24 protein-coding genes are annotated in these 26,338 nt (G+C 65.5%); 20 read left to right on the forward strand and 4 right to left on the reverse strand.

Going from position 1 to position 26,338, the window contains the following annotated elements; translation table 11 throughout:
* Positions 1–97: 97 nt before the first annotated feature.
* The gene (locus IP65_RS15035; RefSeq protein ID WP_054132223.1) at positions 98–2,938 is read right to left on the reverse strand and encodes a ribonuclease E/G; all 2,841 of its coding nucleotides are present in this window, start codon (positions 2,936–2,938) and stop codon (positions 98–100) included.
* A 739-nt stretch (positions 2,939–3,677) separates the two neighbouring features.
* Between IP65_RS15035 and IP65_RS15040 the strand changes: the two genes are divergently transcribed.
* The 5 genes from IP65_RS15040 to IP65_RS15060 all read left to right on the forward strand — a co-directional run bounded on the left by IP65_RS15040 (position 3,678) and on the right by IP65_RS15060 (position 10,743).
* A complete protein-coding gene (locus IP65_RS15040; protein ID WP_082350182.1) occupies positions 3,678–4,589 on the forward strand; it encodes an N-acetylmuramoyl-L-alanine amidase in 912 nt (303 codons plus the stop codon).
* A 75-nt stretch (positions 4,590–4,664) separates the two neighbouring features.
* The gene (locus IP65_RS15045) at positions 4,665–7,244 is read left to right on the forward strand and encodes a penicillin-binding protein 1A (RefSeq protein WP_082350183.1); all 2,580 of its coding nucleotides are present in this window, start codon (positions 4,665–4,667) and stop codon (positions 7,242–7,244) included.
* A gap of 31 nt (positions 7,245–7,275) precedes the next feature.
* Positions 7,276–7,833, forward strand: a complete 558-nt coding sequence (locus IP65_RS15050; protein WP_022676314.1) for a peroxiredoxin — start codon at positions 7,276–7,278, stop codon at positions 7,831–7,833.
* Between the two features lie 135 nt (positions 7,834–7,968).
* The gene (gene prfB / locus IP65_RS15055) at positions 7,969–9,096 is read left to right on the forward strand and encodes a peptide chain release factor 2 (protein ID WP_022676313.1); all 1,128 of its coding nucleotides are present in this window, start codon (positions 7,969–7,971) and stop codon (positions 9,094–9,096) included.
* Between the two features lie 237 nt (positions 9,097–9,333).
* The gene (locus tag IP65_RS15060) at positions 9,334–10,743 is read left to right on the forward strand and encodes a nitronate monooxygenase family protein (RefSeq protein ID WP_022676310.1); all 1,410 of its coding nucleotides are present in this window, start codon (positions 9,334–9,336) and stop codon (positions 10,741–10,743) included.
* Positions 10,744–10,828: 85 nt separating this feature from the next.
* On the opposite strand, the gene IP65_RS15065 is transcribed toward IP65_RS15060, so the two are convergent.
* The gene (locus IP65_RS15065) at positions 10,829–12,151 is read right to left on the reverse strand and encodes an ammonium transporter (protein WP_054132224.1); all 1,323 of its coding nucleotides are present in this window, start codon (positions 12,149–12,151) and stop codon (positions 10,829–10,831) included.
* A 68-nt stretch (positions 12,152–12,219) separates the two neighbouring features.
* The gene (locus IP65_RS15070) at positions 12,220–13,248 is read right to left on the reverse strand and encodes a D-glycerate dehydrogenase (RefSeq protein ID WP_022676308.1); all 1,029 of its coding nucleotides are present in this window, start codon (positions 13,246–13,248) and stop codon (positions 12,220–12,222) included.
* Between the two features lie 208 nt (positions 13,249–13,456).
* Between IP65_RS15070 and IP65_RS15075 the strand changes: the two genes are divergently transcribed.
* Entirely contained in the window at positions 13,457–13,957 is a 501-nt protein-coding gene (locus IP65_RS15075) for an SH3 domain-containing protein (protein ID WP_022676307.1), read from the forward strand.
* Between the two features lie 88 nt (positions 13,958–14,045).
* Here IP65_RS15075 and IP65_RS15080 read toward each other — a convergent pair whose 3' ends face one another.
* Positions 14,046–15,242 carry an acetyl-CoA C-acyltransferase gene (locus IP65_RS15080; RefSeq protein ID WP_022676306.1) on the reverse strand — a complete coding sequence of 399 codons (1,197 nt, stop codon included), beginning with the start codon at positions 15,240–15,242 and terminating at the stop codon, positions 14,046–14,048.
* 228 nt (positions 15,243–15,470) lie between these two features.
* Between IP65_RS15080 and IP65_RS15085 the strand changes: the two genes are divergently transcribed.
* From IP65_RS15085 to nuoK, 14 genes are all read left to right on the forward strand, one after another.
* Entirely contained in the window at positions 15,471–16,232 is a 762-nt protein-coding gene (locus IP65_RS15085) for an A24 family peptidase (RefSeq protein WP_231627734.1), read from the forward strand.
* A gap of 251 nt (positions 16,233–16,483) precedes the next feature.
* Positions 16,484–16,858: an NADH-quinone oxidoreductase subunit A gene (ndhC, locus tag IP65_RS15090; RefSeq protein ID WP_022676304.1), complete on the forward strand. Its 375-nt coding sequence runs from the start codon at positions 16,484–16,486 to the stop codon at positions 16,856–16,858.
* The gene (locus IP65_RS15095) at positions 16,855–17,412 is read left to right on the forward strand and encodes an NADH-quinone oxidoreductase subunit B family protein (protein ID WP_022676303.1); all 558 of its coding nucleotides are present in this window, start codon (positions 16,855–16,857) and stop codon (positions 17,410–17,412) included. Before ndhC ends, IP65_RS15095 begins: the two co-directional genes overlap by 4 nt.
* Positions 17,413–17,425: 13 nt before the next feature.
* The gene (locus tag IP65_RS15100) at positions 17,426–18,157 is read left to right on the forward strand and encodes an NADH-quinone oxidoreductase subunit C (protein ID WP_022676302.1); all 732 of its coding nucleotides are present in this window, start codon (positions 17,426–17,428) and stop codon (positions 18,155–18,157) included.
* The gene (locus IP65_RS15105; protein WP_022676301.1) at positions 18,154–19,365 is read left to right on the forward strand and encodes an NADH-quinone oxidoreductase subunit D; all 1,212 of its coding nucleotides are present in this window, start codon (positions 18,154–18,156) and stop codon (positions 19,363–19,365) included. The genes IP65_RS15100 and IP65_RS15105 overlap by 4 nt, the downstream gene beginning before the upstream one ends.
* The gene (locus tag IP65_RS15110; RefSeq protein ID WP_022676300.1) at positions 19,362–19,568 is read left to right on the forward strand and encodes a hypothetical protein; all 207 of its coding nucleotides are present in this window, start codon (positions 19,362–19,364) and stop codon (positions 19,566–19,568) included. The genes IP65_RS15105 and IP65_RS15110 overlap by 4 nt, the downstream gene beginning before the upstream one ends.
* A 1-nt stretch (position 19,569) precedes the next feature.
* Entirely contained in the window at positions 19,570–19,905 is a 336-nt protein-coding gene (locus IP65_RS15115) for a nuclear transport factor 2 family protein (protein ID WP_022676299.1), read from the forward strand.
* On the forward strand, positions 19,905–20,573 hold the full coding sequence (locus tag IP65_RS15120; protein WP_054132225.1) for an NAD(P)H-dependent oxidoreductase subunit E: 669 nt from the start codon (positions 19,905–19,907) through the stop codon (positions 20,571–20,573). The genes IP65_RS15115 and IP65_RS15120 overlap by 1 nt, the downstream gene beginning before the upstream one ends.
* Before the next feature lie 3 nt (positions 20,574–20,576).
* Positions 20,577–21,869, forward strand: coding sequence for an NADH-quinone oxidoreductase subunit NuoF (nuoF, locus tag IP65_RS15125; protein WP_054132226.1), 1,293 nt, complete (start codon positions 20,577–20,579; stop codon positions 21,867–21,869).
* Complete coding sequence (gene nuoG, locus IP65_RS15130; protein ID WP_054132227.1) at positions 21,869–23,875, forward strand: NADH-quinone oxidoreductase subunit NuoG; 2,007 nt, start codon at positions 21,869–21,871, stop codon at positions 23,873–23,875. Before nuoF ends, nuoG begins: the two co-directional genes overlap by 1 nt.
* Entirely contained in the window at positions 23,872–24,918 is a 1,047-nt protein-coding gene (nuoH, locus tag IP65_RS15135; protein WP_022676295.1) for an NADH-quinone oxidoreductase subunit NuoH, read from the forward strand. Before nuoG ends, nuoH begins: the two co-directional genes overlap by 4 nt.
* Complete coding sequence (nuoI, locus tag IP65_RS15140) at positions 24,915–25,400, forward strand: NADH-quinone oxidoreductase subunit NuoI (RefSeq protein ID WP_022676294.1); 486 nt, start codon at positions 24,915–24,917, stop codon at positions 25,398–25,400. Before nuoH ends, nuoI begins: the two co-directional genes overlap by 4 nt.
* A gap of 12 nt (positions 25,401–25,412) precedes the next feature.
* Positions 25,413–26,030: an NADH-quinone oxidoreductase subunit J gene (locus tag IP65_RS15145; protein ID WP_022676293.1), complete on the forward strand. Its 618-nt coding sequence runs from the start codon at positions 25,413–25,415 to the stop codon at positions 26,028–26,030.
* Positions 26,030–26,335 (forward strand): NADH-quinone oxidoreductase subunit NuoK, encoded by a 306-nt coding sequence (gene nuoK, locus IP65_RS15150; protein ID WP_022676292.1) that lies wholly within the window; start codon positions 26,030–26,032, stop codon positions 26,333–26,335. The genes IP65_RS15145 and nuoK overlap by 1 nt, the downstream gene beginning before the upstream one ends.
* Positions 26,336–26,338 lie beyond the last annotated feature (3 nt).

A 26,338-nucleotide genomic window follows, 5' to 3' on the forward strand; every position in this document is an offset into this window, starting at 1 on the left:
TCAAGGCACTTGGTGATCTTTGTCGCCGGGCCACGAAAAAGCCCGCCCCGGCACTGCCGAGGCGGGCTTTTCTCAGAGCCGCAAGGGCCTCTGGCGATCAGGCGCCGAAGGTGCGCTGCCACCAGCCACGGCGCGGCGAAGCGCCGTCTTCGCCATCGGCTGCGGGCTGTTCGCCGGTATCGCTTTCGCCAGCCGCGTCAGCATCTGCCGGCATAGCCGCAGCGGGTGCCACTTCGGGGGCAGCGTCCACGCTTGCTTCCGCGGGTGCTTCAGCAACCTTCTTCTTGCGCACGCGCTTGGGCTTGGCAGGCGCTTCGGTAGCCGGAGCCTCGGCAGCAGGCGCTTGCGCGGCGGTGGCCGGTTCGGCGGCCGCTTCGGCCGGAGCGTCGGCGACCTTCTTCTTGCGCACGCGCTTGGGCTTGGCAGGCGCTTCGGCAGCCGGAGCCTCTGCAGCAGGCGCTTCGATGGCAGGTGCCGGCTTGGCGGCGGCTTCGGCAGGAGCCTCTACCACCTTCTTCTTGCGGACGCGCTTGGGCTTGGCCGGGGCTTCCTCGGCGGGCGCTTCGACGTCTGCTGCCACCGCCGGTTCAGCGGCAGCGGCGGCTGCCACCGGGGCTGGTTCGGCAGCGGGGGCGTCAGCGATCACCGGCTCGGCGTCGGCGGTCTCACCGTCTTCGCCCTGGGCGTCGGTTGCGTCGTCGCGCTGGCCACCGCGACGGCGACGGCTGCGGCGGCGGCGCTTGCGCGGGCCACGATCGTCGTCGGCTTCGGCCTGGCCTTCGGGGGCACCGTCCTCGTCGCCAGCATCAGATGCGGCTTCCACCACATCGTCGGCCGCGTCTTCGGCATCGCTGCCTTCGGCTTCGTCGGTGTCATGCTCGTCACCGGCTTCGCCCGAGGTTTCGTCACGGCGATCGCGGTTGCGGCCACGACGGCGCTTGCGGCGCTTGCGACGGCCATTGCTGTCGGCTTCGCCCCTGCCTTCGCCACGGCTTTCCTCGCGCTCGCTGCGTTCCTCGACGACGTCTTCCTCGTCCTCGTAGGTGTCCTCGATCACGTCGTCTTCTTCAGGTTCGACGATGGGTTCGAAGCGCGGCACGAATTCAGGCTTGGGCCCGCGCGAGGCAACGCGCATCTTGGCGCCTTCGTTCTCGCCCTCGGGGATCACTTCCACGGCCACGCCATAGCGCATTTCGATCTCGGCAAGATCGGTGCGCTTGGTGTTGAGCACGTAGATCGCCGCTTCCTGGCTGGCGTAGAGCGTGATGATGCTGCCCTTGCCCTTGGCGGCTTCATCCTCGATCATGCGCAGGGCGGAAAGGCCGGCGGACGAGGCGGTGCGCACCAGGCCCGAACCATCGCAGTGCGGGCAGGCGCGGGTGGTGGCTTCGAGCACGCCGGTGCGCAGGCGCTGGCGGCTCATTTCCATCAGGCCGAAGCCGGAAATGCGGCCAACCTGGATGCGCGCGCGGTCGTCCTTCAAGGCGTCCTTCATCGCCTTCTCGACCTTGCGGACGTTCGATCCGTATTCCATGTCGATGAAGTCGATGACGACCAGGCCGGCCATGTCGCGCAGGCGCAACTGGCGGGCAATTTCGCGCGCGGCTTCCAGGTTGGTGGCAACGGCGGTCTGCTCGATGCCGTGTTCCTTGGTGGAGCGGCCCGAGTTGATGTCGATCGAGACGAGCGCCTCGGTCGGGTTGATCACCAGGTAGCCACCCGAACGCAGCTGAACCACGGGATCATACATCGCCGAAAGCTGGTCTTCGGCGCCATAGCGCTGGAACAGCGGCACCGGATCGGCATACTGGCGCACCCGCTTGGCGTGGCTGGGCATCAGCAGCTTCATGAAGTCCTTGGCGGCGCGGTAGCCCGCTTCGCCTTCGACAACCACTTCCTCGATATCGCGGTTATAGATGTCGCGGATGGCGCGCTTGATCAGGTCGCTGTCGGAATGGATCAGCGCCGGGGCCGAAGAGTGCATGGTGCGCTCGCGAATCTCGTCCCACAGGCGGGCGAGATAGTCGAAATCGCGCTTGATCTCGGGCTTGGTGCGCTGCAGGCCGGCGGTGCGGACGATGCAGCTCATCGAGCGGGGCAGTTCCATTTCGGCGATGATCTGCTTCAGGCGCTTGCGGTCAGAGGCCGAGCTGATCTTGCGGCTGATGCCGCCACCGTGGCTGGAATTGGGCATGAGCACGCAATAGCGGCCCGCCAGGCTGAGATAGGTGGTGAGCGCTGCACCCTTGTTGCCGCGTTCTTCCTTGACGACCTGGACCAGCAGCACCTGGCGGCGCTGGATCACGTCCTGGATCTTGTATCGCCGGCGCAGGGCCATGCGCTTGGCGCGCAGTTCTTCGGCTTCCTTGCTCTGGCCACGGCCCTGGCGGCGCGGACGGCGCTGGCGGCGGCCGTTGTCGCTGTGCGATTCTTCGCCATCGGCGGCGTCTTCGGCTTCATGGTCAAAGCCGTTTTCGACTACGCCGCCTTCGATCGTGGCGACCTGGTCCTTTTCCGAGGTATCGACCTCGGTAACGCCCTGGCCGTCTTCGAAGTTGCCGTCGTCGTAGCCGCCTTCGTAGTCGGCGCCGCCTTCATAATCCTCGTCGTCGCCATCTTCGGCGGCGCGCAGGGCGGCTTCTTCCTCGGCGTGAGCGGCTTCTTCGGCCAGCAGCGCTTCGCGATCTTCCTTGGGGATCTGGTAGTAATCCGGGTGGATTTCGCTGAACGCCAGGAAGCCGTGGCGGTTACCGCCAAAGTCGACGAACGCCGCCTGGAGCGAAGGCTCTACGCGGGTAACCTTGGCGAGGTAGATATTGCCCTTGATCTGCTTGTGATCAGCAGATTCAAAGTCGAATTCTTCAATACGATTGCCCTTGAGCACAGCCACCCGGGTTTCTTCCTGGTGGCGCGCATCGATCAGCATGCGCTGGGTCATTCTGTTGTCTCCAGCCGCGCGGCCGCGGGACATTGCCCGGGAATTTCGCGCGGTTTCTTGTGGTGAGGCAAAGGCCTGGCGTGCGGCCGTGATCCTTTTGATGAAGGAGGCCGGGCCAGTGGCGCTTTGCAAATGCGGGTTTGCCGGATCGGAGCATGGGCAGGCTGCCATGTGGCAAGGCCCTGCGATGCTCGCCGCCCGGCGGCGGTTGGTGTGCGTCTGCGGTGGCGAAGGCGTGCAACGATTGCCCTGCATGGACGCCCCGGTTTGCAAGAGAGTTTGCAGCAGTGCCGGGGTATTCGTGCGTGCCGGCATCCGTCCAAAGCACAAAGGCCCCGGTGGGGCGCTTTGGCTGGAACGGTACGCGGCTCTTCATCACGGCATCAACCTCAAGCGCGGGCGAGGGTGGCGTATCTGCCTTGTCCCTTCCTGCCCGCCAGGACCAAGCCCGACTGCGTCATCCCCCTGCCATTGGCGCATCGGCCGTGGGCGTTGCTGCCTGGGCGCTCATCAAGGCGCGGCGGCAACGCGGCGAGGGACGCAGCAAGTCAAACTGCTCCGTGTGATGGGTGCTAGCACCCCAATCGCAAAGCGGCAATTAAAACCGTGTCCCGCAACGCTCCGGCATTTCACGGGGGTGGCAAGGGCCTGTCCAAGAGCCCAAGCTTGCGCCGATTGGGAGGCGGCGCGGTTTTGCGCTGGACCACTGCCCCGGCAGCGCGGCATAGGCAGCGCAATCATGGTAAAGCCTTCGCCCGAATTGATACCGCAGCGCCTGGTGATCGCCGCGCTGTTCGTGGTGCCGCTGCTGGTGCTGGCGGTATGGGCGCGGGTCATGCTGGGCATTGGCGCGGGCGGCGCCGGGCGCGATCCCGCCTATGTCGTGCACGTGGCGCTGCCCGATGGCACGCGGCCGATCGATCTGCCGCCGGTATTGGGGCCGGCCGATGCCAGCCGCCCGCTGGTCGTGATCGATGCCGGCCACGGCGGGCATGATCCGGGCGCGAGCGGCGAGGGCAGCTTACGCGAGAAGCAGTTGACCCTGGCCCTGGCGCTGGCGCTGCGTGATGCGCTGCTTGCGCAGGGCCATGTTCGCGTGGCGCTGACGCGCAGCGACGATCGCTTTCTTGCGCTCGAAGAACGCTCGGGCATTGCTCAGCGCCTGCACGCCGACCTGTTCCTGTCGATCCACGCCGATTCCGCGCCCAGTGCGGATGCCGGCGGCGCCACCGTCTATACGCTGTCCGATCGCGGGTCTGACGCGGTGGCCGATGCCCTGGCGCGGCGGGAAAACAGCGCCGACATGGTAAACGGCGTCGCGCTGCAGGGGCGTTCCAGCGCGGTCAATTCCATCCTGGTAGACCTGTCGCGGCGCGAGATGCGCACGCGGTCCATCCATCTGGCTGACCTGATCCTGCGTGAAGGGCAGGGGGCGATCCGGTTTCATGTCGACCCCCGGCGCGAGGCGGCGTTCGTGGTGCTCAAGTCGCTCGATCTGCCCTCTGCGCTGATGGAAGCCGGCTATATCAGCAACCAGGCCGATGCCGCCGCGATGACCGACAAGGCCTGGCGCGATCGCTTTGCCAAGGCCGTGGCCGGGGCCATCGCGATCTTTCTGGCGGAACAGGAAAGCCGGCCGCTGGGGGCGTAGCGCGGAAACGCCAGGGCGCATTTGCGCGATAGGCACTGGTGCGCCGTCAAAGCCCCGTGCTAGAGCGCGGCCACGATGGCCGACGACCTGCCCCCGATCATTGCGCGCGGCGATGCGCCCGAACCTGACCGTGAACCCGAGGGGGAGCCTGATGGCCGCCGCTTCCGCATTCGGCGGGGCGGCAGCCTGGCCGGCCGGATCAAGGGCCTGTGGCAGCGCTCCAAGTGGCTGCGGCGCGTGGGCTGGCTGGTACTGATCCTGCTGATCCTGCGCGGTTTGCTGTGGGTGACGGTGGAGCGCACGCTGCCCTCGGCCGATACCCTGCTGACCTATCAGCCGCCCTTGCCGACGATGGTTCGCGGTGCCGATGGGCAGATCGTGTCGAGCTATGCCCGCGAGCGGCGGGTGCAACTGCGCTTCGTCGATTTTCCGCCGCAGCTGATCAACGCGTTCCTGTCCGCCGAAGACAAGTCGTTCTGGAGCCACGGTGGTGTCGACCTGACGGGCTTGGCTGGTGCCGTGGTGGACTATGCCACCAAGCTGGGAACGGGCGCCCGGGCGCGCGGCGGCTCCACCATTACCCAGCAGGTGGCCAAGAACATCCTGATCGGCAACGAATATTCGGTAACGCGCAAGCTCAAGGAAATGCTCCTGGCGCGGCGCATCGAAAGCGTGTTGACCAAGCAGCAGATTCTGGAGCTTTATCTCAACGAAATCCCGCTGGGCCGCCAAAGCTTTGGCGTGCAGGCGGCAGCGCGCGCCTATTTCGACAAGGACGTGGGCGACCTGCAACTGCACGAAGCCGCGTTCCTGGCGATTCTGCCCAAGGCACCGGAAACCTACAGCCGCGCCAAATTTGCCGAAAAGGCCATTGCCCGCCGCAATTGGGTGCTGGACCAGATGGAGAAGAACGGCTGGGCCAGCGCCGCCGATGTGGCGCAGGCCAAGGCACAGCCGCTGGGCCTGGTGCCGCGCCGGACCGAAAACTACACCGCCGATGCCGGCTATTTCCTGGAAGAAGTGCGCCGTCAGCTGATCGATCAGTTTGGCGAGCAGGCCAAGGACGGGCCCAACAGCGTCTATGCCGGTGGCCTGTGGGTGCGTACTTCGCTCGACCAGCAGTTGCAGACTGCAGCGCAGGATTCGCTGCGCGCCGGGCTGCTGCGCTATTCCGCCGGGCGGGCATGGCATGGGCCGATCGCGCATATCGACATGGACGACAGCGACTCAGGGAGCTGGCAGACGCAGCTGATCAACAGCAACCTGTCGATCCGCTATCTCGATTGGCGCGTCGCGGTGCTGATCTCGCGGCGCGGATTGAGCGGGCAGGTCGGCTTTGCCGATGGGCAGACCGGCACGCTCTATGGCGTGCCCGATGCCATGAAGGCGGGTGACGTGATCACCGTGGCCCCGGCCGGCAACGGCACCTGGGGCCTGCGCGTGGTGCCCGAGGTTTCGGGCGGCATGGTGGTGGAAGACCCGCAGAGCAGCCGCATCCTCGCCATGCAGGGCGGGTTCGACGCGCGCCTCGGTTCGTTCAACCGCGCCACCCAGGCGCAGCGCCAGCCTGGCTCGACGATCAAGCCGTTCGTCTATGCCACGGCGCTCGACAACGGCATGACGCCGGCCTCGATGGTCGTCGATGGCACGTTTTGCGTCTATCAGGGCGCGGCGCTGGGCCAGAAGTGCTTCCGCAACTTTGGCAACGAAGGCGGATCGGGTAGCCACACGATGCGCTGGGGCCTGGAGCAATCGCGCAACCTGATGACCGTGCGCGTGGCCAACGACACCGGCATGGACAAGGTGGTGCGCACGATCAAGAACGTCGGCATCGGCGATTACCAGCCCTATCTGTCGATGGCGCTTGGCGCTGGCGACACCACGGTGACGCGCATGGTCAATGCCTATGCCGCGCTGGCCAACCATGGCCGCCAGCGCGACGCGACGCTGATCGACTATGTCCAGGACCGCAACGGCAAGGTGATCTGGCGCGCCGACAACCGCGCCTGCACCGGCTGCAACATGCCGCGCTGGGATGGCACGGCGATGCCGCGCCTGCGTCCGGCAGGCAAGCAGGTGCTCGATCCGCGCACCGCCTATCAGGTGGTGCACATGCTGGAAGGCGTGGTGGTGCGCGGCACGGCCGAAACGCTGCACGATCTGGGCCTGCCGCTGTTCGGCAAGACCGGCACGACGAGCGGCCCCACCAACGTGTGGTTCGTGGGCGGATCGCCCGACATCATCGCCGGCGTCTACATGGGCTATGACCAGCCGCGCAGCCTGGGCGGCTATGCCCAGGGCGGGCGAATCGCCGCGCCGATCTTCAAGCAGTTCGTGCTGGCCACGCGGCCGCGCTGGGCCGACATTCCGTTTACCGCGCCGGCCGGCGTTTCCATGGTCAAGATCGATCGCGTTTCGGGCAAGCGCGTGTTCGGCGGCACGCCGCAGGACAATGACCGCAAGGCCTCGATTATCTGGGAAGCATTCAAGCCCGATACCGAGCCACGGCGCACGGTCCAACCCTCGGAAATCACCGCCAAGGAAGCCGTGCTCGATGCCCTGCGCAAGGCGCGTTCGGCACGCGGCGCCAAGGCCGCGCCGGCTGCCCGGCCGGCGGGCAGCAACTTTGTGGAGGACCAAGGGGGCATCTATTGAGGGGCGCGGCGCTGTGCTAAGCCTTCTAGCCATGAACACGCGCTCCCCCCTTGCCGCGTTGGCGGCCTTCGCTCTTTCCCTCACTCCCATGGCCGCCGCGCACGCTGCGCTGCCGCAGGGCGCCCGCGCGCCCGATTTCTCGGCACAGGGTGCGCTGGGCGGCAAGCCGTTCAGCTTCAACCTGAAAAAGGCGCTCAAGCGCGGGCCGGTGGTGCTCTATTTCTATCCCAAGGCCTTTACCCAGGGCTGCACGATGGAAGCCCACGCCTTTGCCGATGCCACGGCCGATTTCGCCCGCGCCGGCGCCACCGTGATCGGCATGTCGAACGATGACATTGCCACGCTGACTCGCTTTTCCACCGAGGAATGCCGCGACAAGTTTGCCGTTGCCGCCGCCAGCCCGGCCGTGGTCAGGGCCTATGACGTGGATCTGCAGCAAGGCGGCAAGTCCACCGGGCTGACCACGCGCACCAGCTATGTCATTGCGCCCGATGGCCGGATCACGCTGGTTCATTCCGACATGGACTATCGCGACCATGTCAGGCTGACGCTGGCGGCCGTGCAGGCGATGCACCGGCGCCACGGCTGATCGCATTTGCGCGTGGGCCCCGTCGGCAAAACACCCGCAGCAATCGGGCGTTTCCCGGCGGGGCCCAAGCGCACACCTTTACAAACGAGCCGGCTTCGCTAAGCGGCCAGTTCGTTTGTATGGAGTAAGACCGTCATGCGTGCCGAAGGGCAGGCTCATATCGACCGCATCGAGGCCGCACTCGCATTGGTGCGCAAGTTCCTCGACTGGGACCGCGCGGTGCGCCGGCTCGACGAACTCAACGCCCGTGTCGAGGATCCCAAGCTGTGGGATGATCCGAAGAAGGCCGAAGCCGTGATGCGTGAGCGTCGCCGGCTCGATGCCTCGATCGGCACCGTCAACCAGATCGGCCAGGAAATGGCTGACGCCATCGAGTTCGTCGAACTTGGTGAAGTGGAAGGCGATGACGAGACGATCGCCGAAGGCCTCGCCACATTGGCCGCGCTGGCCAACCGCGCCGATGCCGACAAGGTCCAGGCGCTGCTGGCTGGGGAAGCCGATGCCAATAACGCCTATCTCGAAGTGCATGCCGGCGCCGGCGGTACGGAAAGCCAGGATTGGGCCGAAATGCTCCAGCGTATGTACACGCGCTGGGCCGAACGCCATGGCTACAAGGTGGACCTGGTGGATTACCACGCCGGGGAAGCAGCCGGGATCAAGAGCGCCACGCTGCTGATCAAGGGCGAGAACGCCTATGGCTATGCCAAGACCGAAAGCGGCGTGCATCGCCTGGTGCGCATCAGCCCCTATGACAGCTCGGCGCGGCGCCACACCTCGTTCAGCTCGGTCTGGGTCTATCCCGAAATCGATGACAACATCGAGGTGGAGATCAACCCGTCCGACCTCAAGATCGACACCTACCGTGCCTCGGGCGCGGGCGGGCAGCACGTCAACACGACGGACTCGGCGGTGCGCATCACCCACGTGCCCACCGGGATCATCGTGGCGAGCCAGAACGACCGCAGTCAGCACAAGAACCGCGCCACGGCGATGAACATGCTGAAAGCGCGCATTTACGAGGCCGAACTGGCCAAGCGCGAAGCGGCCGCCTCGGGCGAATATGCCGCCAAGACCGAAATCGGCTGGGGTCACCAGATCCGCTCCTACGTGTTGCAGCCCTATCAGCAGGTCAAGGACCTGCGCACGGGCGTGGTGAGCACGAATCCGACCGACGTGCTCGACGGTGCGCTCGATCCATTCATGGCGGCGGCGCTGTCGCAGCGCGTGACCGGTGAAAAGGTGGCGGTGGACGACGACGATTGATCGTTTCTGCCGCTTTGGAGAGGATTTTTGCCGGTTGGGCGCGTCATTTCAGCGCGCCAAAAAGGCAAAAGCACGAGACCGGACTTTCGCTGGGCGTCATTTCGCCGTAAACCAGCGCATTCGGGTTTTTCATGTCCGGCCAGGCGCGCCGCGCACGGACGATCGCAAGGGATCGATCGGCCGTGCCGCGCTACAAGCCGGAAAACGCCACGCGCACGGGCGCGTCGAAGGAATGATATGTCTGCGTTCAAGGGGTTGAAGCCTATCCTCTATGGCGGCCGTGAAGTTTGGCCACTGGTGGAAGGCGGCAAGGGGGTTGCTGCCACCAATCACATGAGTTCCGGCGCCTGGGCTGCGGCCGGGGGAATCGGCACGGTCAGCGCGGTCAATGCCGACAGCTATGATGCCGAAGGCAAGATCATTCCGCAGATCTACAACGCCCTCACGCGCAAGGAACGGCACGAAGAACTGATCCGCTATGCCATCGATGGCGCGGTGGAGCAGGTGCGCCGCGCCTATGACATCGCCAGCGGCAAGGGCGCGATCAACATCAACGTGCTGTGGGAAATGGGCGGCGCTCAACAGGTGCTCGAAGGCGTGCTGGAACGCACCCGCGGCCTGGTCTCGGGCGTGACCTGCGGTGCGGGCATGCCCTACAAGCTGTCGGAAATCGCCGCGCGCTTCAACGTCAGCTATCTGCCGATCGTTTCCTCGGGCCGCGCGTTCCGCGCCCTGTGGAAGCGCGCCTATCACAAGGTGGCGCACCTGATGGCGGCGGTGGTCTATGAAGACCCGTGGCTGGCCGGTGGGCACAACGGCCTGTCGAACGCGGAAAACCCGCGCCAGCCCGAAGATCCCTATCCCCGCGTCAAAGCGCTGCGCGACACGATGCGCGCCGAGGGCGTGAGCGATGACGTGCCGATCGTGATGGCCGGCGGCGTGTGGTTCCTGCGCGAATGGAACAACTGGATCGACAACCCGGAGCTGGGCGCGATCGCTTTCCAGTTCGGCACGCGCCCGCTGCTGACCGAAGAAAGCCCGATCCCCCAGGCGTGGAAGGACCATCTGCGCACGTTGGAGCCGGGCGACGTGCTGCTGCACAAGTTTTCGCCCACCGGTTTCTATTCCTCGGCGGTGCGCAATCCGTTCCTGCGTTCGCTGGAAGCGCGTTCCGAACGCCAGGTGCCCTATTCCAAGGTGGCTGCGGGCGAGCACACGGTGCAACTCGACGTGGGCGTCAAGGGCAAGAACTTCTGGGTGGCGCCGGCCGACCTGGCGCGTGCCCGCGAATGGTTCGGCGCCGGTTTCACCACCGCGCTGCGCACGCCCGATGACACGGTCATCTTCGTCAACCCCGAGGAACGCGACGAAATCCGCAAGGACCAGGCCGATTGCATGGGCTGCCTGTCGCACTGCGGGTTCTCGTCGTGGAAGGACCACGACGATTACACCACCGGGCGCCTCGCTGATCCGCGCAGCTTCTGCATCCAGAAGACGCTGCAGGACATCGCCCACGGTGGCGATATCGACCAGAACCTGATGTTTGCCGGCCATGCTGCCTATCGCTTCAAGCAGGACCCGTTCTATTCCAACAACTTCACCCCCACGGTGAAGCAGCTGGTGGATCGCATCCTGACCGGCGACTGATCGCCATCAGGCCAAGCCATTACGAAAAAGCCCGGGATCACCCCGGGCTTTTTTATTTTGAGGGCAATGGCTTGCGCGTGGTTGTTCAGTCCTGCTGCAACATGGCCTCGCCATGGCAGGTCGCGTCCAGGCCGGCCATTTCCTCGTCCCGCGTCACGCGCATGGGCAGGGCCATCGACACCATCAGCGCGGCAATCGCGGTGGCGATCGCGCTCCACGCAGCCACGGCCACCACGCCCACGGCCTGGCCCACCACCTGGTGCGCCAGGGTCATGCCGGGGCCATAGCCGGTGCCGCCGAGCGCGGGGTGGAGAACCAGCGCGGTGAGCATCGTGCCGGCAATGCCGGTCATGCCCTGGCCGGCAAAGACACCCAGCGAATCGTCGACCTGCAAGCGGACCTGAACCAGGCGTGCGGTGCCTTTGGCGACGAGTGCGGCGACGAGGCCCAGCACCACGGCCATGCCGGGGCTGGTATAGGCAGAAACCGGGGCGATCAGGGCCAAACCGGCCAACGCGCCGCGTGCCAGCCCGGTGGGGCCGGGGCGGGTGCCGCCCAAGCGATCGAGCAGCAGCCATGCCAGCGCCGCCGTGGCGATGGCCACGTGGGTGTTGATCAGCGCCATGGCAGCGTCATCACCAGCGGCCAGAGCGCTGCCACCGGCCAGCGCCAGGCTGCCGGTCCAGACCATCGCGCCGCCAACCAGGGTCAGCAGCGTCAGGCCACCGTTGCGCGCAGCGGCCTGGGCAAAGCGTTCGCGCCGGCCCATCAGCAGCGCCACGATCAGCGCGGAAACCCCCGCGCTGGTGTGGACCACCAACCCGCCGGCATAGTCCACCGTGCCAAGCCGCGTGGCGAGCCAGCCGCCGCCCCAGATCCAGTGCGCGATCGGTGCATAGACCATCAGGCTCCACAGCGCGCAAAAGCCCAGCACCCAGCCAAAGCGGGCGCGATCCACCCATGCGCCGATCATCAGCGCCGGCGCGGCAAGGGCAAAGACCATCTCGAACAGGGCATAGGCGCTTTCGGGCACCAGGGTATCGGTGCGCACGTTACCCAGATCGATCAGCATCCAGGCACTGCCGCTGCCGAGCCAGCCATTGCTGACCGTGCCGAACGCCAGGGTATAACCCACCACGATCCACAACAGGGAAACCAGCGCGGTGACCGCCACGGTCTGCGTCATGACCGAGAGCATACTCTGCGTCCGCACCCGCCCGGCATAGAACAGGCCAATGCCCGGCAGCACCAGCAGCAGCCCGAGCAGCGTGGCGGCGAGAAGCCATGCGGTATCGCCGCTATCGGCGGGGTCGAGCCCGGCGTCCTGGGCATAGGCAAGGGTTGGAACCAGTAGCAGGGCCAGCGCGGCCAGGGCGCGGGCCCCGTGATGTCGCAACGAATCGTTCATGGCGCGGCACCTTAGGCCCAAGTCTTTGACAAATCCGAAATGGTTAGCGGCGCGGTGACCAAGCGCCGCTAGGCCCAGCCCTCGATCACCTGGTCGGGCGGGCGATGGCCATCGGCCCAAAAGCGGATATTGGCGATGACCTTGTCGCCCGAGGCGAGCCGCCCTTCGAACGTGGCGCTGCCCATGTGCGGCAGCAGGACCACGTTGGGCAACTGGCGCAGGCGCGGATCGACCTGGGGTTCGTGCGCGAAAACATCGAGCCCGGCGCCGCCGATCGCCCCGGCTTCCAGCGCGGCGATCAACGCGGCTTCCTCGATCAGTTCGCCGCGCGCGGTGTTCACCACATAGGCGTGCCGCTTCATCATCGCGATGCGCCGCGCATTGATCAGATGGTGGGTTTCGCTCGTGTGCGGGCAATGCAGCGACAGAATGTCGGCGGTGCGCACCAGCGTGTCGAGATCAGCTTCGTAGCGCGCGCCCAGCGCTGCCTCTGCCGCCGGGGGCAGGCGGTGGCGGTTGTGATAGACGACCGCCATGCCAAAGGCGCGGGCGCGCAGGGCCACGGCCTGGCCGATTCGCCCCATGCCGATGATGCCCAGCATCTTGCCGCCCAGCCGGTGGCCCAGCAGGCTGGACGGCGACCAGCCTTCCCAGGTCTGTTCGCGGATCACGCGCTCGCCATCGGCCAGCCGGCGCGGCACCGAAATGATCAGTGCCATGGTCATGTCGGCGGTATCGTCGGTGAAGACGCCGGGCGTGTTGGTGACGATGATCTTGCGCGCACGCGCGGAGGCGAGATCGATATGTTCGATGCCTGCGCCGAAATTGGCGATCAGGCCAAGGCCAGGGCCAGCCGCCGCGATCAGATCGGCATCGATCGCATCGGTGACCGTAGGCACCAGGACATGCGCCTGCGCCACGGCATCGCGCAAGGCCTGGCGCGACATGGGGCGATCATCGGCATTGAGCGTGACGTCGAACAATTCGGCCATGCGCCGCTGCGTTTCGGGCAACAGGCGACGGGTCACGACGACGCGGGGCTTGCCATCGATACGGCGCGTGAGGCGCAAGTCTTGCGGGCGGGCGTGCTGGCTCATCCCCACTATGGCTATGCGCATGGGGTGGTGGTGGTCAAGCAGGACCAAGGGCGATATCCGATCGGGACCGGAATTTGCCGCGACATTCGGGCTGGGCCAGGCGGGGTGATCGCCGGCCGCAGCCATGCAGGCTGTTGCCCTTGCCGGCCAATGCTGTATCGCACCAGAGATTGCACGTCCGGGCGGGGGCGGCAGGAGAAGTCTTACCGTGATCCAGTTTCGCTTTATCATCCGTTCGGCCGCGGCGCTGGCACTGGTTGCCGGTGCGGTGGGCCTGGCCGGACGGCCGGCGCACCTGCACGCCGCCGATGATGGCAACAGCCCCTATTGGGCGTCGCTATCCAAGGACCAGACCAACATGCGCGTGGGGCCTGGGCGCGAATACCGCATCAATTGGGTCTATGTGCGCCGTGGCTTGCCGGTAAAGGTCTTGCGGGTGATGGGTGGCTGGCGCCTGATCGAAGATCCCGATGGCGCGCGCGGCTGGGTGCTGGCGCAGTTTCTCAGCCGCAACCGCGCAGCGCTGGTCAAGGGCGCGATTACCCCGATCCGGGCCAACAAGGATGGCAGTGGCCCCGTGCTGTGGCGCGCGGCGCCGGGCGTGCAGGCCGCGCTGGGCGATTGCCGCGATGGCTGGTGCCCGGTGGATGTCGGCGGGCGCCGGGGCTTTGTGGCGCAGGATGCGCTGTGGGGCGCGGGGACGCCTTGATTGGGTGGTTTCCCCAGCGTTTGCTGAGGTTTCCACCACCCCCAACCCCCTCCTCTGAAGAGGAGGGGGCGGAAGACTTCATTCGGTTTTAGACCAGTTCGACGGCGAGGGCGGTGGCTTCGCCGCCACCGATGCACAAGCTGGCCACGCCCTTGGTCTTGCCGTGGCGCTTGAGCGCGGCAAGCAGGGTAGTGACGATGCGTGCGCCCGAGGCGCCGATCGGATGGCCCAGGGCGGTGGCGCCGCCATGGACGTTGACCTTGTCGTGGCTGATGCCAAGGTCATGCATCGCGAACATCGCCACGCAGGCAAAGGCTTCGTTCACTTCGAACAGTTCGACGTCGTCAATGCTCCAGCCGGCCTTGTCGAGCACCTTCTTGATCGCGCCGACCGGGGCGATGGTGAAGTCCTTGGGTTCCTGGGCATGGGCGGCCAGGGCGACGATGCGCGCCACGGGCTTGAGGCCCTTGGCATCGGCCACGCTCTGGCGGGTAAGCGCAAGGGCTGCTGCGCCATCGGAGATCGACGAGGAGGTAGCGGCGGTGATCGTGCCATCCTTGGCAAAGGCGGGCTTGAGCGAGGGAATCTTGTCGGGACGGGCCTTGCTCGGTGCCTCGTCGGTATCGACCGTCACTTCGCCAGCGCGGGTCTTGACCGTGACGGGGGCGATTTCCTCGACAAAGGCGCCATCGGCGATCGCGGCCTTGGCGCGGCGCAGCGATTCGATGGTGTATTCGTCCTGGTTTTCGCGGGTCAGGCCATAGTCGTTGGCAGTATCCTGGGCGAACGTGCCCATGGCGCGGCCGGCGTCATAGGCGTCTTCCAGGCCATCGAGGAACATGTGGTCATAGGCCGTATCATGGCCGATGCGCGCGCCCGAACGGTGCTTCTTGAGCAGGTAGGGGGCGTTGGTCATCGATTCCATGCCACCGGCAATGGCCAGGTCGATGCTGCCGGCGGCCAGGGCCTCGGCGGCCATGATCACCGTCTGCATGCCGGAGCCGCAGACCTTGTTGACCGTGGTGGCCTGGGCCGACTTGGGCAGGCCGGCCTTGATCGCGGCCTGGCGGGCAGGTGCCTGGCCCAGGCCGGCGGGCAGCACGCAGCCCATGTAGACCCGCTCCACGTCGGCGCCGTCCACGCCGGCGCGCGCGACGGCGGCCTTGACCGCGGTGGCGCCGAGATCGGTTGCGGCAACGTCTGCCAGTGCACCCTGCATGGCGCCCATCGGCGTGCGCGCATAGCTGAGGATGACGATCGGATCGGCGGCGGAGAACTGGGCCATGGTAACAGGTCCTTCCTGTGCTAAACTGCCGCCCCGGCTGCGGGCGGGTGGCAGCGTCTTGTCGTTGCCAGCGCCGATGTAGAGACCGGGCGTGGCGATTGCAATTGAAGGCGGCCCTGCATTGCCGTTTCATGACGCATTGCAGCAATTCGGCAGACACCCTGGGGTGGGGCTCGTGCCGCCGGGCATGGGGCGGGTGGGGGACGTAACGTGGGGTTTTCGGCGCAGATGCCGATGTTTACGGTCGTGGCGGGCATGCCGGCCTGGCTCTTGGTGACAATCGACGCCATTTTGGGGGCAATCATCGGATCATTCCTGGGCACCGTGGCGGTGCGCCTGCCGGCCGGGCGCGGCATCATCCGCGCGCCTTCGGCCTGCGATAGCTGCCGCCAGCGCCTGCGCCCGTGGCACCTGGTGCCGATCGTTTCATGGCTGGCCCTGCGCGGGCGCTGTCAATCCTGCGCCGCGCCGATCGGGCGGGGGCAACTGGTGGCAGAGGTGCTGGGCGCCGCGATCGGCGCATTGGCATGGTGGGCACCGATTGGCCTCGCCTTGCCGGCCATGGTGCTGGGCTGGCAACTCCTGCTGCTGGGGCTGCTCGATGCGCGCTGCCTGTGGTTGCCGTGGCGCCTCAACGCTGCGCTGGCGTTGAGCGGATTGGCGGTAGCCGTGGCGGACAACTGTTTGCCATTTGCCCTCGCTGGCGGCGGCCTGGCCTATGGCCTCTTGGCGCTGGTTGCGTGGGGCTATCGCCGGGCGCGCGGGCGCGAAGGGCTGGGCGGAGGTGATCCGCTGCTGCTCGGCGCGATCGGGTTATGGGTGGGGCCGGTGGGCGCGGTGCATGTCCTGCTTGGCGCGGCGCTGCTCGGCCTGGCCGTGGCGGGCCTGATGGCCTGGCGAGGAGGCCGCATCGATGCGGCCACCAGATTGCCGCTCGGTACGTTCCTGGCGGCCGCGGCCTGGCCTGTTTTCGTGCTCGACCTGAGGTGAGGATGCGCGGGGCGCCTTGTGCGCCATGCAATCGTGTGCGCAATTCCTGCAACTGACATCTCGCGATGCGGCAAGAGGTGGCTGGTTTGCCGGGCTTTTGGGCGAAATCCGGGGGGTCGTGCCTCGGTATTGTCACGATCTTGCCCAAATGGGTGGGGTCAACCCCCTTTATTGCGCTGCACCCCACTTGCGCATGGGCCAAGGCAGGACTAGTGCCCCGTGCCAAGTGCATTCCATCGCGAGTCAGCCCCTTGGTCGACCTCATCCAATATCTGCCGATCCTGATTTTCCTCGGGATCGCGCTCGCGCTTTCCACGGCCTTCGTGTTTTTGCCGATGGGGGCAGCCCGTCTGACGGGCACCCACAATCCCACGGCAGACAAGCTGGCCGAATATGAGTGCGGGTTCCCCGCCTTTGAAGACCCGCGCAGCCAGTTCGACGTGCGGTTCTATCTCGTGGCGATCCTGTTCATTATCTTCGACCTGGAAGCAGCGTTCCTGTTTCCCTGGGCGGTGAGCCTCAAGCAGACCGGTTGGGCCGGCTGGGCGACCATGATGGTCTTTCTGGCTGAACTGGTGCTGGGCTTCATCTATGCCTGGAAGAAGGGCGCACTGGATTGGGAATGAACGACATGGCTACTACCCCCGCTGTTTCGCCGGTCGCTGGCTCGCCGATCGTCGCGCCCGACCAGGCCTTTTTCGAAAGCATCAACGCCGAGGTTTCGGACAAGGGCTTTCTCGTCACCTCGACCGAGGAACTGTTCCAGTGGGCGCGCACCGGCTCGCTCTGGTGGATGACCTTTGGCCTGGCATGCTGCGCGGTGGAAATGATCCACGTCAACATGCCGCGCTATGACATGGAACGCTTCGGCGTCGCCCCTCGCGCTTCGCCGCGCCAGTCCGACGTGATGATCGTGGCCGGCACGCTGTGCAACAAGATGGCCCCGGCGCTGCGCAAGGTCTACGACCAGATGTCGGACCCCAAGTACGTCATCTCGATGGGCTCGTGCGCCAATGGCGGTGGCTATTACCACTACAGCTATTCGGTGGTGCGCGGCTGTGACCGCATCGTGCCGGTGGATATCTATGTGCCGGGTTGCCCGCCGACTGCCGAGGCGCTGCTCTATGGCGTGATGCAGTTGCAGCGGAAGATCCGCCGCATCGGCACGCTTGAGCGTTGAGAGGGTAGGGCATATGGCCATTCTGCATTCCGCACCGCGCTATGCCCCCTTCGACGGGGTGAAGGACACGCTGGCCACCGCGCTGGGCGACCTGGTGATCGAGGCGAAGGAAGAGCACGGCGAAATCGTCCTGCTGGTCGTGCGCGAGCGCATCCAGGACGTGCTGCGCACCCTGCGTGACGAGCACGAATACCAGCAGCTGATGGAAATTGCCGGGGCGGACTATCCGCAGCGGCTTGACCGTTTCGAGGTGGTTTACTGCCTGCTCTCGCTGACCCGCAACCATCGCCTGATCGTGAAGGTGCGGACCGACGAGTCCACCCCGGTTCCCACCGCCACCACGCTGTGGCCGGTGGCTGGCTGGCTGGAGCGCGAAGTCTATGACATGTATGGCGTGCTGTTCGCGGGCAACCCCGATCTGCGCCGCATCCTCACCGACTATGGCTTCCAGGGGCACCCGTTCCGCAAGGACTTCCCGCTGACCGGCTATGTCGAGCTGCGCTATTCCGAGGAAGACCAGCGCGTGGTCTATGAGCCCGTGCGCCTGGCTCAGGACCTGCGCCAGTTCGACTTCATGAGCCCGTGGGAAGGCGCCGAGTACGTGCTGCCCGGTGACGAGAAGGCAGCGCAAGCGGCCGCGCCTGCACCGGTGGCCACGCCCAAGGACACGCCGACGCCGGCGCATACCGGTGCTGGCGCGGCAGCCAACAAGGAAGCGACCAAGCCCTCGGGAGACAAGGCATGAGCTTCTCGCTCGAACAGTCGCCCACCACGGGTGACGAGGTCATCACCAACTACACGATCAACTTCGGCCCGCAGCACCCGGCCGCGCACGGTGTGCTGCGCATGGTGATGGAGCTGGACGGCGAAATCATCGAGCGGATCGATCCGCACGTTGGCCTGCTGCATCGCGGCACCGAAAAGCTGATCGAGCACAAGACCTATCTCCAGGCGCTGCCCTATTTCGACCGCCTGGACTACTGCTCGCCGCTGGCGATGGAGCACTCCTACGTGCTCGCGGTGGAAAAGCTGCTCAACATCGCCGTGCCGCTGCGCGCGCAGTATCTGCGCGTGCTGTTTGCCGAGCTGACCCGCATCTGCAACCACATGCTCAACATCGGTTCGCACGTGATGGACGTGGGGGCGATGACGCCGAACCTGTGGCTGTTCGAAATCCGCGAGGACTGCCTCACGTTCTTCGAACGCGCGTCGGGCGCGCGCATGCACTCGGCCTGGTTCCGCCCCGGCGGCGTGCACCAGGACGTGCCACTCAAGCTGTTGACCGACATGGCCGACTGGCTCGACACGCGCCTGCCGCAGCTGTTCGACGACGCGATGAGCCTGGTGGTCGACAACCGCATCTTCAAGCAGCGCAACGTCGATATCGCCGTGGTGAGCAAGGACGATGCGGTGCGCTGGGGCTTTTCCGGCCCGATGATCCGCGGTTCGGGCATCCCCTGGGATATCCGCAAGGCGCAGCCCTATGACGTCTATGACCGCATGGAATTCGATATTCCGGTGGGCACGCGGGGCGATTGCTATGACCGCATGATGGTGCGCGTGGAAGAAGTGCGCCAGTCGGCCCGGATCATGAAGCAGTGCCTGGCGCAGATGCCCGAAGGCCCGGTGCACAGCGACGACCGCAAGGTGATGCCGCCCAAGCGCGCCGAGATGAAGAGCTCGATGGAAAGCCTGATCCATCACTTCAAGCTCTACACCGAAGGGTTCCACGTGCCGGCTGGCGAAGTCTATGTCGCCACCGAAAGCCCCAAGGGCGAATTCGGCGTGTACCTGGTCTCTGACGGCACCAACAAGCCCTATCGCTGCAAGATCCGCCCGACCGCGTTCTCGCATCTCCAGGCGATGGACTTCATGTCCAAGGGCCACATGCTGCCCGACGCGACCGCCATCCTGGGCGCGATCGACGTGGTGTTCGGGGAGTGCGACCGGTGAGCCGCGCGCAGATCGATCAGGTTTCGATCCTCGCCTGCCTGACCGGGCTGGTCCTGGCCGTGGCCTGGTTCATTGCCCTGGGCGTGACCGGCAAGGCGCCGGAAAGCCTGGCCATGCTGGCGAGCGCCGTGGGCGGGTTCGAGCTGTTCCATTTTGGCCAGGGGCTGTGGTTCAACCGCGCCCGCCGGCGCAGGGGGCTTTGACATGGCTGGTTTGACCCAGATCGCCACGGCCATGATCGCGGCCTACAACGCCCAGGATGCCGACACCTACGTCAGCTACATGACCGACGATGCCTGCGAGGCTGGCTATCGCGGCGCCGTGGTGCGCGACGGCAAGGAAGGCACCCGCGAGGGCCTCAAGAAGATGTTTGCCGAGTTTCCGGAAAACCGCGCCGAGGTGATCGGGGCGAACGAGCTGGGCAATTATGTGGTGTTTCACGAGCGCGTCTGGCGCTCTGCCGCTGCCGAGCCGTTTGACGTGATTGCCGTCTACAGCTTCGTCGATGGCAAGTGCGCACGCGTGGAGTTCATTCGCTAATGGCTGATCGTCATCCCGAACCCGATAGCCCCGCGCTGCGTGCGCGCTGGGGCAGCTTTGCCTGGACGCCCGAGAACGCGACCAAGGCCAAGGAAATCATCGCGCGCTATCCCGCCGGGCGCCAGCGCTCCGCGGTGATGCCGCTGCTCGACCTGGCCCAGCGCCAGGTTGGTGCCGAAGAGAACACGCAGGGCTGGCTGCCGCTGCCGGTGATGGAATACGTCGCCGCGCAGCTCGACATGCCGATCATCCGCGTGCTCGAAGTGGCCACCTTCTACACGATGTACAACATCGCGCCGATTGGCCGGTTCCACGTGCAGGTCTGCGGCACCACGCCGTGCATGCTGCGCGGGTCTGACGACATCCTGGCGGCCTGCAAGGCCAAGGGCATGAAGAAGGGCCACACCACTGCCGATGGTCTGTTCACGCTGACCGAAGTGGAATGCATGGGCAACTGCTCGTCGGCGCCGATGGTGCAGATCAACGACGACAACTATGAAGACCTGACGGCCGAGCGGATCGAGCATATCCTCGACGAACTCGCTGCCGGGCGCCAGCCCAAGACCGGCACGCAGGAGCCGGGCCGCCACACCGTGGAACCGGTGGGTGGGCCGACCTCGCTGACGGCGATGGTTTCCGAAAACCACGATTATCGAGGGGAGTGGTAAGCCATGGCCCTTGCCGACAAGGATCGCATTTTCACCAATCTCTACGGCTATCAGCCGTGGAACCTGGCTGCCGCCCAGGCGCGCGGCGATTGGGACAACACCAAGGATCTGATCGCGCGCGGCCGTGACGCGATCATCCAGGAAATGAAGGACTCCGGCCTGCGCGGCCGTGGCGGTGCGGGCTTCCCCACCGGCATGAAGTGGTCGTTCATGCCCAAGGAATCCAAGGATGGCCGTCCCAGCTTCCTGGTGATCAACGCCGACGAATCCGAACCGGGTTCGTGCAAGGACCGCGAGATCATCCGCCACGATCCGCACAAGCTGATCGAAGGCGCGCTGGTCGCCGGTTTCGCCATGGGTGCGCGCGCAGCCTATATCTACATTCGCGGTGAATATATTCGCGAGGCCGAAACGCTGTTTGCCGCCGTGGCTGAAGCCTACGACGCGGGTCTGCTCGGCAAGAACGCCGCCGGTTCGGGCTATGACTTTGACGTCTTCGTCCACCGCGGCGCGGGCGCCTACATCTGCGGCGAAGAAACCGCGATGATCGAATCGCTCGAAGGCAAGAAGGGCCAGCCCCGTCTCAAGCCGCCGTTCCCGGCCGGCGCCGGGCTCTATGGCTGCCCGACCACGGTGAACAACGTGGAATCGATCGCGGTTGCCCCCACCATCCTGCGCCGTGGCGCGGGCTGGTTCTCCAGCTTTGGCCGTGAGAACAACAAGGGCACCAAGCTGTTCCAGATCAGCGGGCACGTCGACAAGCCCTGCGTGGTCGAGGAAGAGATGTCGATCCCGTTCCGCGAGCTGATCGAGAAGCATTGCGGCGGCATTCGCGGCGGTTGGGACAACCTCCTGGCCGTGATCCCGGGTGGTTCGTCGGTGCCGCTGGTTCCGGCGGCCGAGATCATGGACGCGCCGATGGACTTTGACGGCCTGCGCGCGCTGGGTTCGGGCCTGGGCACCGCGGCGATCATCGTCATGGACAAGTCCACCGACATCGTCCGCGCGATCAGCCGCCTTTCGTACTTCTACAAGCACGAAAGCTGCGGCCAGTGCACGCCCTGCCGCGAAGGCACCGGCTGGATGTGGCGCGTGATGGAGCGCCTGCGCACTGGCGATGCCGACGTGGAAGAGATCGACATGCTCTTCAACGTGACCAAGCAGGTCGAAGGCCACACCATCTGCGCCCTGGGTGACGCGGCCGCCTGGCCGATCCAGGGCCTGATCCGCCACTTCCGCCCCGAAATCGAACGTCGCATCGCCGCGCGCGCCGACGTTCGGGAGGCAGCAGAATAATGCCCAAGGTCAAAGTAGACGGCGTCGAACTCGAAGTTCCGGCCGGGGCCACCGTGCTCCAGGCCTGCGAACTCGCCGGCAAGGAAATCCCCCGCTTCTGCTATCACGAGCGGCTGAGCATTGCCGGCAACTGCCGCATGTGCCTGGTCGAAGTGAAGCCAGGGCCGCCCAAGCCGCAGGCTTCGTGCGCGCTTCCGGCCAGCGAAGGCCAGGAAATCCGCACCGACAGCGAAATGGTCAAGAAGGCGCGGGAAGGGGTGATGGAGTTCCTCCTCATCAACCACCCGCTCGACTGCCCGATCTGCGACCAGGGCGGCGAATGCGACCTGCAGGACCAGTCGGTGGCCTATGGCCGTGGCGGCTCACGCTATCACGAGCACAAGCGTGCCGTGACCGAGAAGTACATGGGCCCGCTCATCAAGACGACGATGACGCGCTGCATCCACTGCACCCGCTGCGTGCGGTTCTCGGAAGAGATCGCCGGCGTGGACGAAATCGGCGCGCTCTATCGCGGCGAAACCATGCAGATCAGCACCTATCTGGAAAAGGCCGCCAAGCACGAGCTTTCGGCCAACGTGATCGACCTGTGCCCGGTCGGCGCGCTGACCAGCAAGCCCTATGCGTTCGAAGCGCGCCCGTGGGAGTTGAAGAAGACGCTGTCGATCGACGTGTCTGACGCGATCGGCGCCAACATCCGCCTCGACAGCCGTGGCCGCGAAGTGCTGCGCATCCTGCCGCGCGTCAACGATGACGTGAACGAGGAATGGCTGGCCGATCGTGGGCGCTTCATGGTCGACGGCCTGACCCGCCGCCGCCTGGATCGTCCGTGGCTGCGCCGTGATGGCAAGCTGGTTGCCGCAACCTGGGCCGAAGCCTTTGCCGCGGTTGCCTCGATCAACCCCGGCCCGTCGGTTGCGGTGGTTGCCGGTGACCTGGTCGATTGCGAAACGATGTTCGCCGCCAAGGCGCTGGCTGGCGCGCTCGGTTCCTCGCTGCTCGAAGGGCGGCAGACCGGCATGGCTTACACCACGTCGAGCCTGGCTGCGGTGGCGTTCAACTCCACCCTCGCGGGTATCGAGGACGCCGACGCGATCCTGATCGTGGGCAGCCAGATCCGTTCCGAAGCCCCGCTGCTAAATGCACGCCTGCGCAAGGCCGCCAAGCGCGGCGCCAAGGTCTTCGTGATCGGCCCGGTGTGGGACACCACGTTCCCCGCCACGTTCCTGGGCGTCGATGCCGCCACGCTGGCCAACCTGCCGGCCGAAGTGGCCGACGCGTTTGGCGCAGCGGCCAAGCCGGCGATTATCATCGGCGGTGCTGGCCTCGCCAAGGGCGCGCTGGAAGCGGGCCTGGGTTTTGCCGAGCGCTTCAACCTGGTGCGCGATGGCTGGAACGGCTTCAACGTGCTGCACATGGCGGCAGCGCGCATGGGCGGCCTGATGCTGGGTTATGCCCAGCCGGGCGGCCTGGCTGATCTCGTGGCGGCCAAGCCCAAGATGGTCATCTCGCTGGGCGCGGACGAGGTTGACTGGACCAAGTTTGCCGACAGCATGATCGTCCACATCGGCCATCACGGCGACAAGGCGGCCCATGCCGCCGACGTGATCCTGCCTGCCGCTGCGTTCAGCGAAAAGGACGGCACTTACGTCAACACCGAAGGCCGCGTGCAGTTTGCCGAACGCGCCGTGTTCGCCCCGGGCGAAGCGCGCGAAGATTGGACGATCCTGCGCGCGCTGGCCGATGCCTTTGGCGTCAATGTCGGGTTCGACAGCTTTGAACAGCTGCGCGCGGCGATGATCGCGGCGGTGCCGGCACTGGGCGTCGAAGGTCTGGCCGATTACGGCGCGCTTCCCACGGCTCCGGCCAGCGCGGATTGCACCGGGACGATCGCCTATCCGATCGCCGATCCCTATCTGACCAACGCCATCGGCCGCGCCAGCCCCACGCTGCAGCGCTGCTCGAGCGAACTGCTCCACGGTGAACTTCAGGCGGAGGCCGCGGAATGACTGCGTTCTTTCAAGGCCTTGGCCTGCCCTTCGCGGCGGCCTGGACCATTTCCACGATCTGCGGAATCCTGCTGATCGCGCTGCCGGTGATGCTGGCGGTGGCCATGGTCATCTATGTCGACCGCAAGGTCTGGGCATCGATGGCGCTGCGCCGTGGCCCCAACGTGGTTGGCCCGTTCGGGATTCTTCAGTCGTTTGCCGACGGCCTGAAGGTGTTCCTGCAGGAAACCATCATTCCTTCGGCGGCGAACAAGGGCCTGTTCCTGATCGCGCCGATCATCACCTTTACCGTGGCGCTTTTGGCCTGGGCGGTGATCCCGTTCAACTCGGGCGCGATCCTGGCCAACATCAACGTCGGCCTGCTTTATATCCTCGCGATCTCGTCGCTCGGGGTTTACGGCATCGTCATCGCGGGCTGGTCATCCAACTCGAAGTACCCGTTCTTCTCGGCGATGCGCGCATCGGCCCAGATGATCAGCTATGAAGTCTCGATCGGCTTCATCCTGGTCTGCGTGGTGCTGTGGGCCAACTCGTTCAATCTCAACGATATCGTCAAGGCGCAGCACGGCTTCGGCTTTGGCTTCATCAACGGTTTCTGGTGCAGTCCGCTGCTGTTCCCGATGTGGGTGATGTTCCTCATCTCCAGCATGGCCGAAACCCAGCGCGCGCCGTTCGACCTGACCGAAGCGGAAAGCGAACTCGTCGCCGGCTATCAGACCGAATATTCGTCGATGGCCTTCGCCCTGTTCTGGCTGGGTGAATACGGCAACGTGCTGTTGATGTGCGCGCTCAACGCCACGCTGTTCTGGGGCGGTTACCTGCCGCCGGTGGAACTGGCGGTCCTCTACCTGATCCCTGGTTGGATCTGGCTGATCCTCAAGATCGCTTTCGGCTTCTTCGTCTTCAGCTGGGTCAAGGCGACGGTGCCCCGTTACCGTTATGACCAACTGATGCGCCTTGGCTGGAAGATCTTCCTGCCCGTCTCGCTGCTGTTCGTGTTCCTCGTCAGCGGCTACCTCATGGCTACCGGACACTTCGCATGACTGTCGGACAGCTCGTCAAGAGCTTCACCCTCTGGGAGTTCGTGAAAGCGCACTGGCTGACCCTGAAGTATTTCTTCAGGCCCAAGGCGACCGTGAACTACCCGTTCGAGAAGAACCCGATCTCGCCGCGCTTCCGTGGTGAACACGCCCTGCGCCGTTATCCCAACGGCGAGGAACGCTGCATCGCGTGCAAGCTGTGCGAAGCGGTGTGCCCGGCGCAGGCGATCACGATCGAGGCGCAACCGCGCGAGGACGGCAGCCGCCGCACCACGCGATATGATATCGACATGACCAAGTGCATCTTCTGCGGCTTTTGCCAGGAAGCATGCCCGGTCGATGCCATCGTCGAGGGGCCCAACTTCGAATACGCGACCGAAACGCGCGAAGAACTGCTCTACGACAAGGCCAAGCTTCTGGCGAACGGGGACAAGTGGGAGCGGGCGATTGCCGCGAACCTTGAAGCCGATGCACCGTACCGGTAAGGGGCGCGCGTCATGATCCAGGCAATTGCCTTTTATCTCTTTGCCACGCTTACGATCTTTTCGGGCGCGGTGACCATTCTCGCCCGCAATCCGGTGCACTCGGTGCTCTGGCTGATCCTGGCGTTCTTCAACGCTGCTGGCCTCATGATCCTGATCGGCGCCGAGTTTATCGCGATGCTGCTGGTGATCGTCTATGTCGGCGCGGTCGCGGTGCTGTTCCTGTTCGTCGTCATGATGCTCGACATCGACTTCGCGCAGCTGCGGGCCGGCTTCATCAAGAACTTCCCGCTGGGCTTTGCCCTGGCTTTCGTGTTCCTGGCCGAACTGGTCATGGGCGTGGGCGCCTACAAGGCCGGTGGCCTGGTGCTGGGTACGCCTGATGCGGCGACTGCGCCTGTGGCGGGGCTGTCCAACACGGCGGCCATCGGGGCGCTGCTCTATTCGCGCTATCTCTTCCTGTTCGAAACCGCTGGCATCATCCTGCTGGTGGCCATGATCGGCGCCATCGTGCTGACCCATCGCCAGCGTGGCGATGTGCGCGGCCAGAAGCCGAGCAGCCAGATCTCGCGCCGTCCGGAAGAGGCGACCATCAATCTTCAGCCGGAAGTCGGGAAGGGGGTAACGCTCTGATGATCGGCATCGAACATTATGTCTTCGTCAGCGCGATCCTGTTCGTGCTCGGCGTGCTGGGGATTTTCCTCAACCGCAAGAACGTCATCATTCTGCTGATGTCGATCGAGCTGATCCTGCTGTCGGTGAACCTCAACCTGGTCGCTTTCAGCGTCTTCCTGCATGATCTGGTCGGCCAGATCTTCGCGATGTTCGTGCTCACGGTGGCAGCGGGCGAAGCGGCGATCGGTCTTGCCATTCTTGTCATCTACTTCCGTGGCCGCGGCACGATTGCCGTCGACGACGTCAACCGGATGAAGGGCTGAACC

This window comes from Novosphingobium sp. AAP1 (assembly GCF_001295765.1).
GTDB classification, from domain to species: Bacteria; Pseudomonadota; Alphaproteobacteria; order Sphingomonadales; family Sphingomonadaceae; genus Novosphingobium; species Novosphingobium capsulatum.

What these genes read in the sequence shown, in the direction of transcription:
- IP65_RS15035 (WP_054132223.1), bottom strand. Translation starts at nt 2,938, where the DNA reads ATGACCCAGCGCATGCTGATCGATGCGCGCCACCAGGAAGAAACCCGG.
- IP65_RS15040 (WP_082350182.1), top strand. Translation starts at nt 3,678, where the DNA reads ATGGTAAAGCCTTCGCCCGAATTGATACCGCAGCGCCTGGTGATCGCC.
- IP65_RS15045 (WP_082350183.1), top strand. Translation starts at nt 4,665, where the DNA reads ATGGCCGACGACCTGCCCCCGATCATTGCGCGCGGCGATGCGCCCGAA.
- IP65_RS15050 (WP_022676314.1), top strand. Translation starts at nt 7,276, where the DNA reads ATGAACACGCGCTCCCCCCTTGCCGCGTTGGCGGCCTTCGCTCTTTCC.
- prfB (WP_022676313.1), top strand. Translation starts at nt 7,969, where the DNA reads ATGCGTGCCGAAGGGCAGGCTCATATCGACCGCATCGAGGCCGCACTC.
- IP65_RS15060 (WP_022676310.1), top strand. Translation starts at nt 9,334, where the DNA reads ATGTCTGCGTTCAAGGGGTTGAAGCCTATCCTCTATGGCGGCCGTGAA.
- IP65_RS15065 (WP_054132224.1), bottom strand. Translation starts at nt 12,151, where the DNA reads ATGAACGATTCGTTGCGACATCACGGGGCCCGCGCCCTGGCCGCGCTG.
- IP65_RS15070 (WP_022676308.1), bottom strand. Translation starts at nt 13,248, where the DNA reads ATGAGCCAGCACGCCCGCCCGCAAGACTTGCGCCTCACGCGCCGTATC.
- IP65_RS15080 (WP_022676306.1), bottom strand. Translation starts at nt 15,242, where the DNA reads ATGGCCCAGTTCTCCGCCGCCGATCCGATCGTCATCCTCAGCTATGCG.
- IP65_RS15085 (WP_231627734.1), top strand. Translation starts at nt 15,471, where the DNA reads ATGCCGATGTTTACGGTCGTGGCGGGCATGCCGGCCTGGCTCTTGGTG.
- IP65_RS15095 (WP_022676303.1), top strand. Translation starts at nt 16,855, where the DNA reads ATGAACGACATGGCTACTACCCCCGCTGTTTCGCCGGTCGCTGGCTCG.
- IP65_RS15100 (WP_022676302.1), top strand. Translation starts at nt 17,426, where the DNA reads ATGGCCATTCTGCATTCCGCACCGCGCTATGCCCCCTTCGACGGGGTG.
- IP65_RS15105 (WP_022676301.1), top strand. Translation starts at nt 18,154, where the DNA reads ATGAGCTTCTCGCTCGAACAGTCGCCCACCACGGGTGACGAGGTCATC.
- IP65_RS15115 (WP_022676299.1), top strand. Translation starts at nt 19,570, where the DNA reads ATGGCTGGTTTGACCCAGATCGCCACGGCCATGATCGCGGCCTACAAC.
- IP65_RS15120 (WP_054132225.1), top strand. Translation starts at nt 19,905, where the DNA reads ATGGCTGATCGTCATCCCGAACCCGATAGCCCCGCGCTGCGTGCGCGC.
- nuoF (WP_054132226.1), top strand. Translation starts at nt 20,577, where the DNA reads ATGGCCCTTGCCGACAAGGATCGCATTTTCACCAATCTCTACGGCTAT.
- nuoG (WP_054132227.1), top strand. Translation starts at nt 21,869, where the DNA reads ATGCCCAAGGTCAAAGTAGACGGCGTCGAACTCGAAGTTCCGGCCGGG.
- nuoH (WP_022676295.1), top strand. Translation starts at nt 23,872, where the DNA reads ATGACTGCGTTCTTTCAAGGCCTTGGCCTGCCCTTCGCGGCGGCCTGG.
- nuoI (WP_022676294.1), top strand. Translation starts at nt 24,915, where the DNA reads ATGACTGTCGGACAGCTCGTCAAGAGCTTCACCCTCTGGGAGTTCGTG.
- IP65_RS15145 (WP_022676293.1), top strand. Translation starts at nt 25,413, where the DNA reads ATGATCCAGGCAATTGCCTTTTATCTCTTTGCCACGCTTACGATCTTT.
- nuoK (WP_022676292.1), top strand. Translation starts at nt 26,030, where the DNA reads ATGATCGGCATCGAACATTATGTCTTCGTCAGCGCGATCCTGTTCGTG.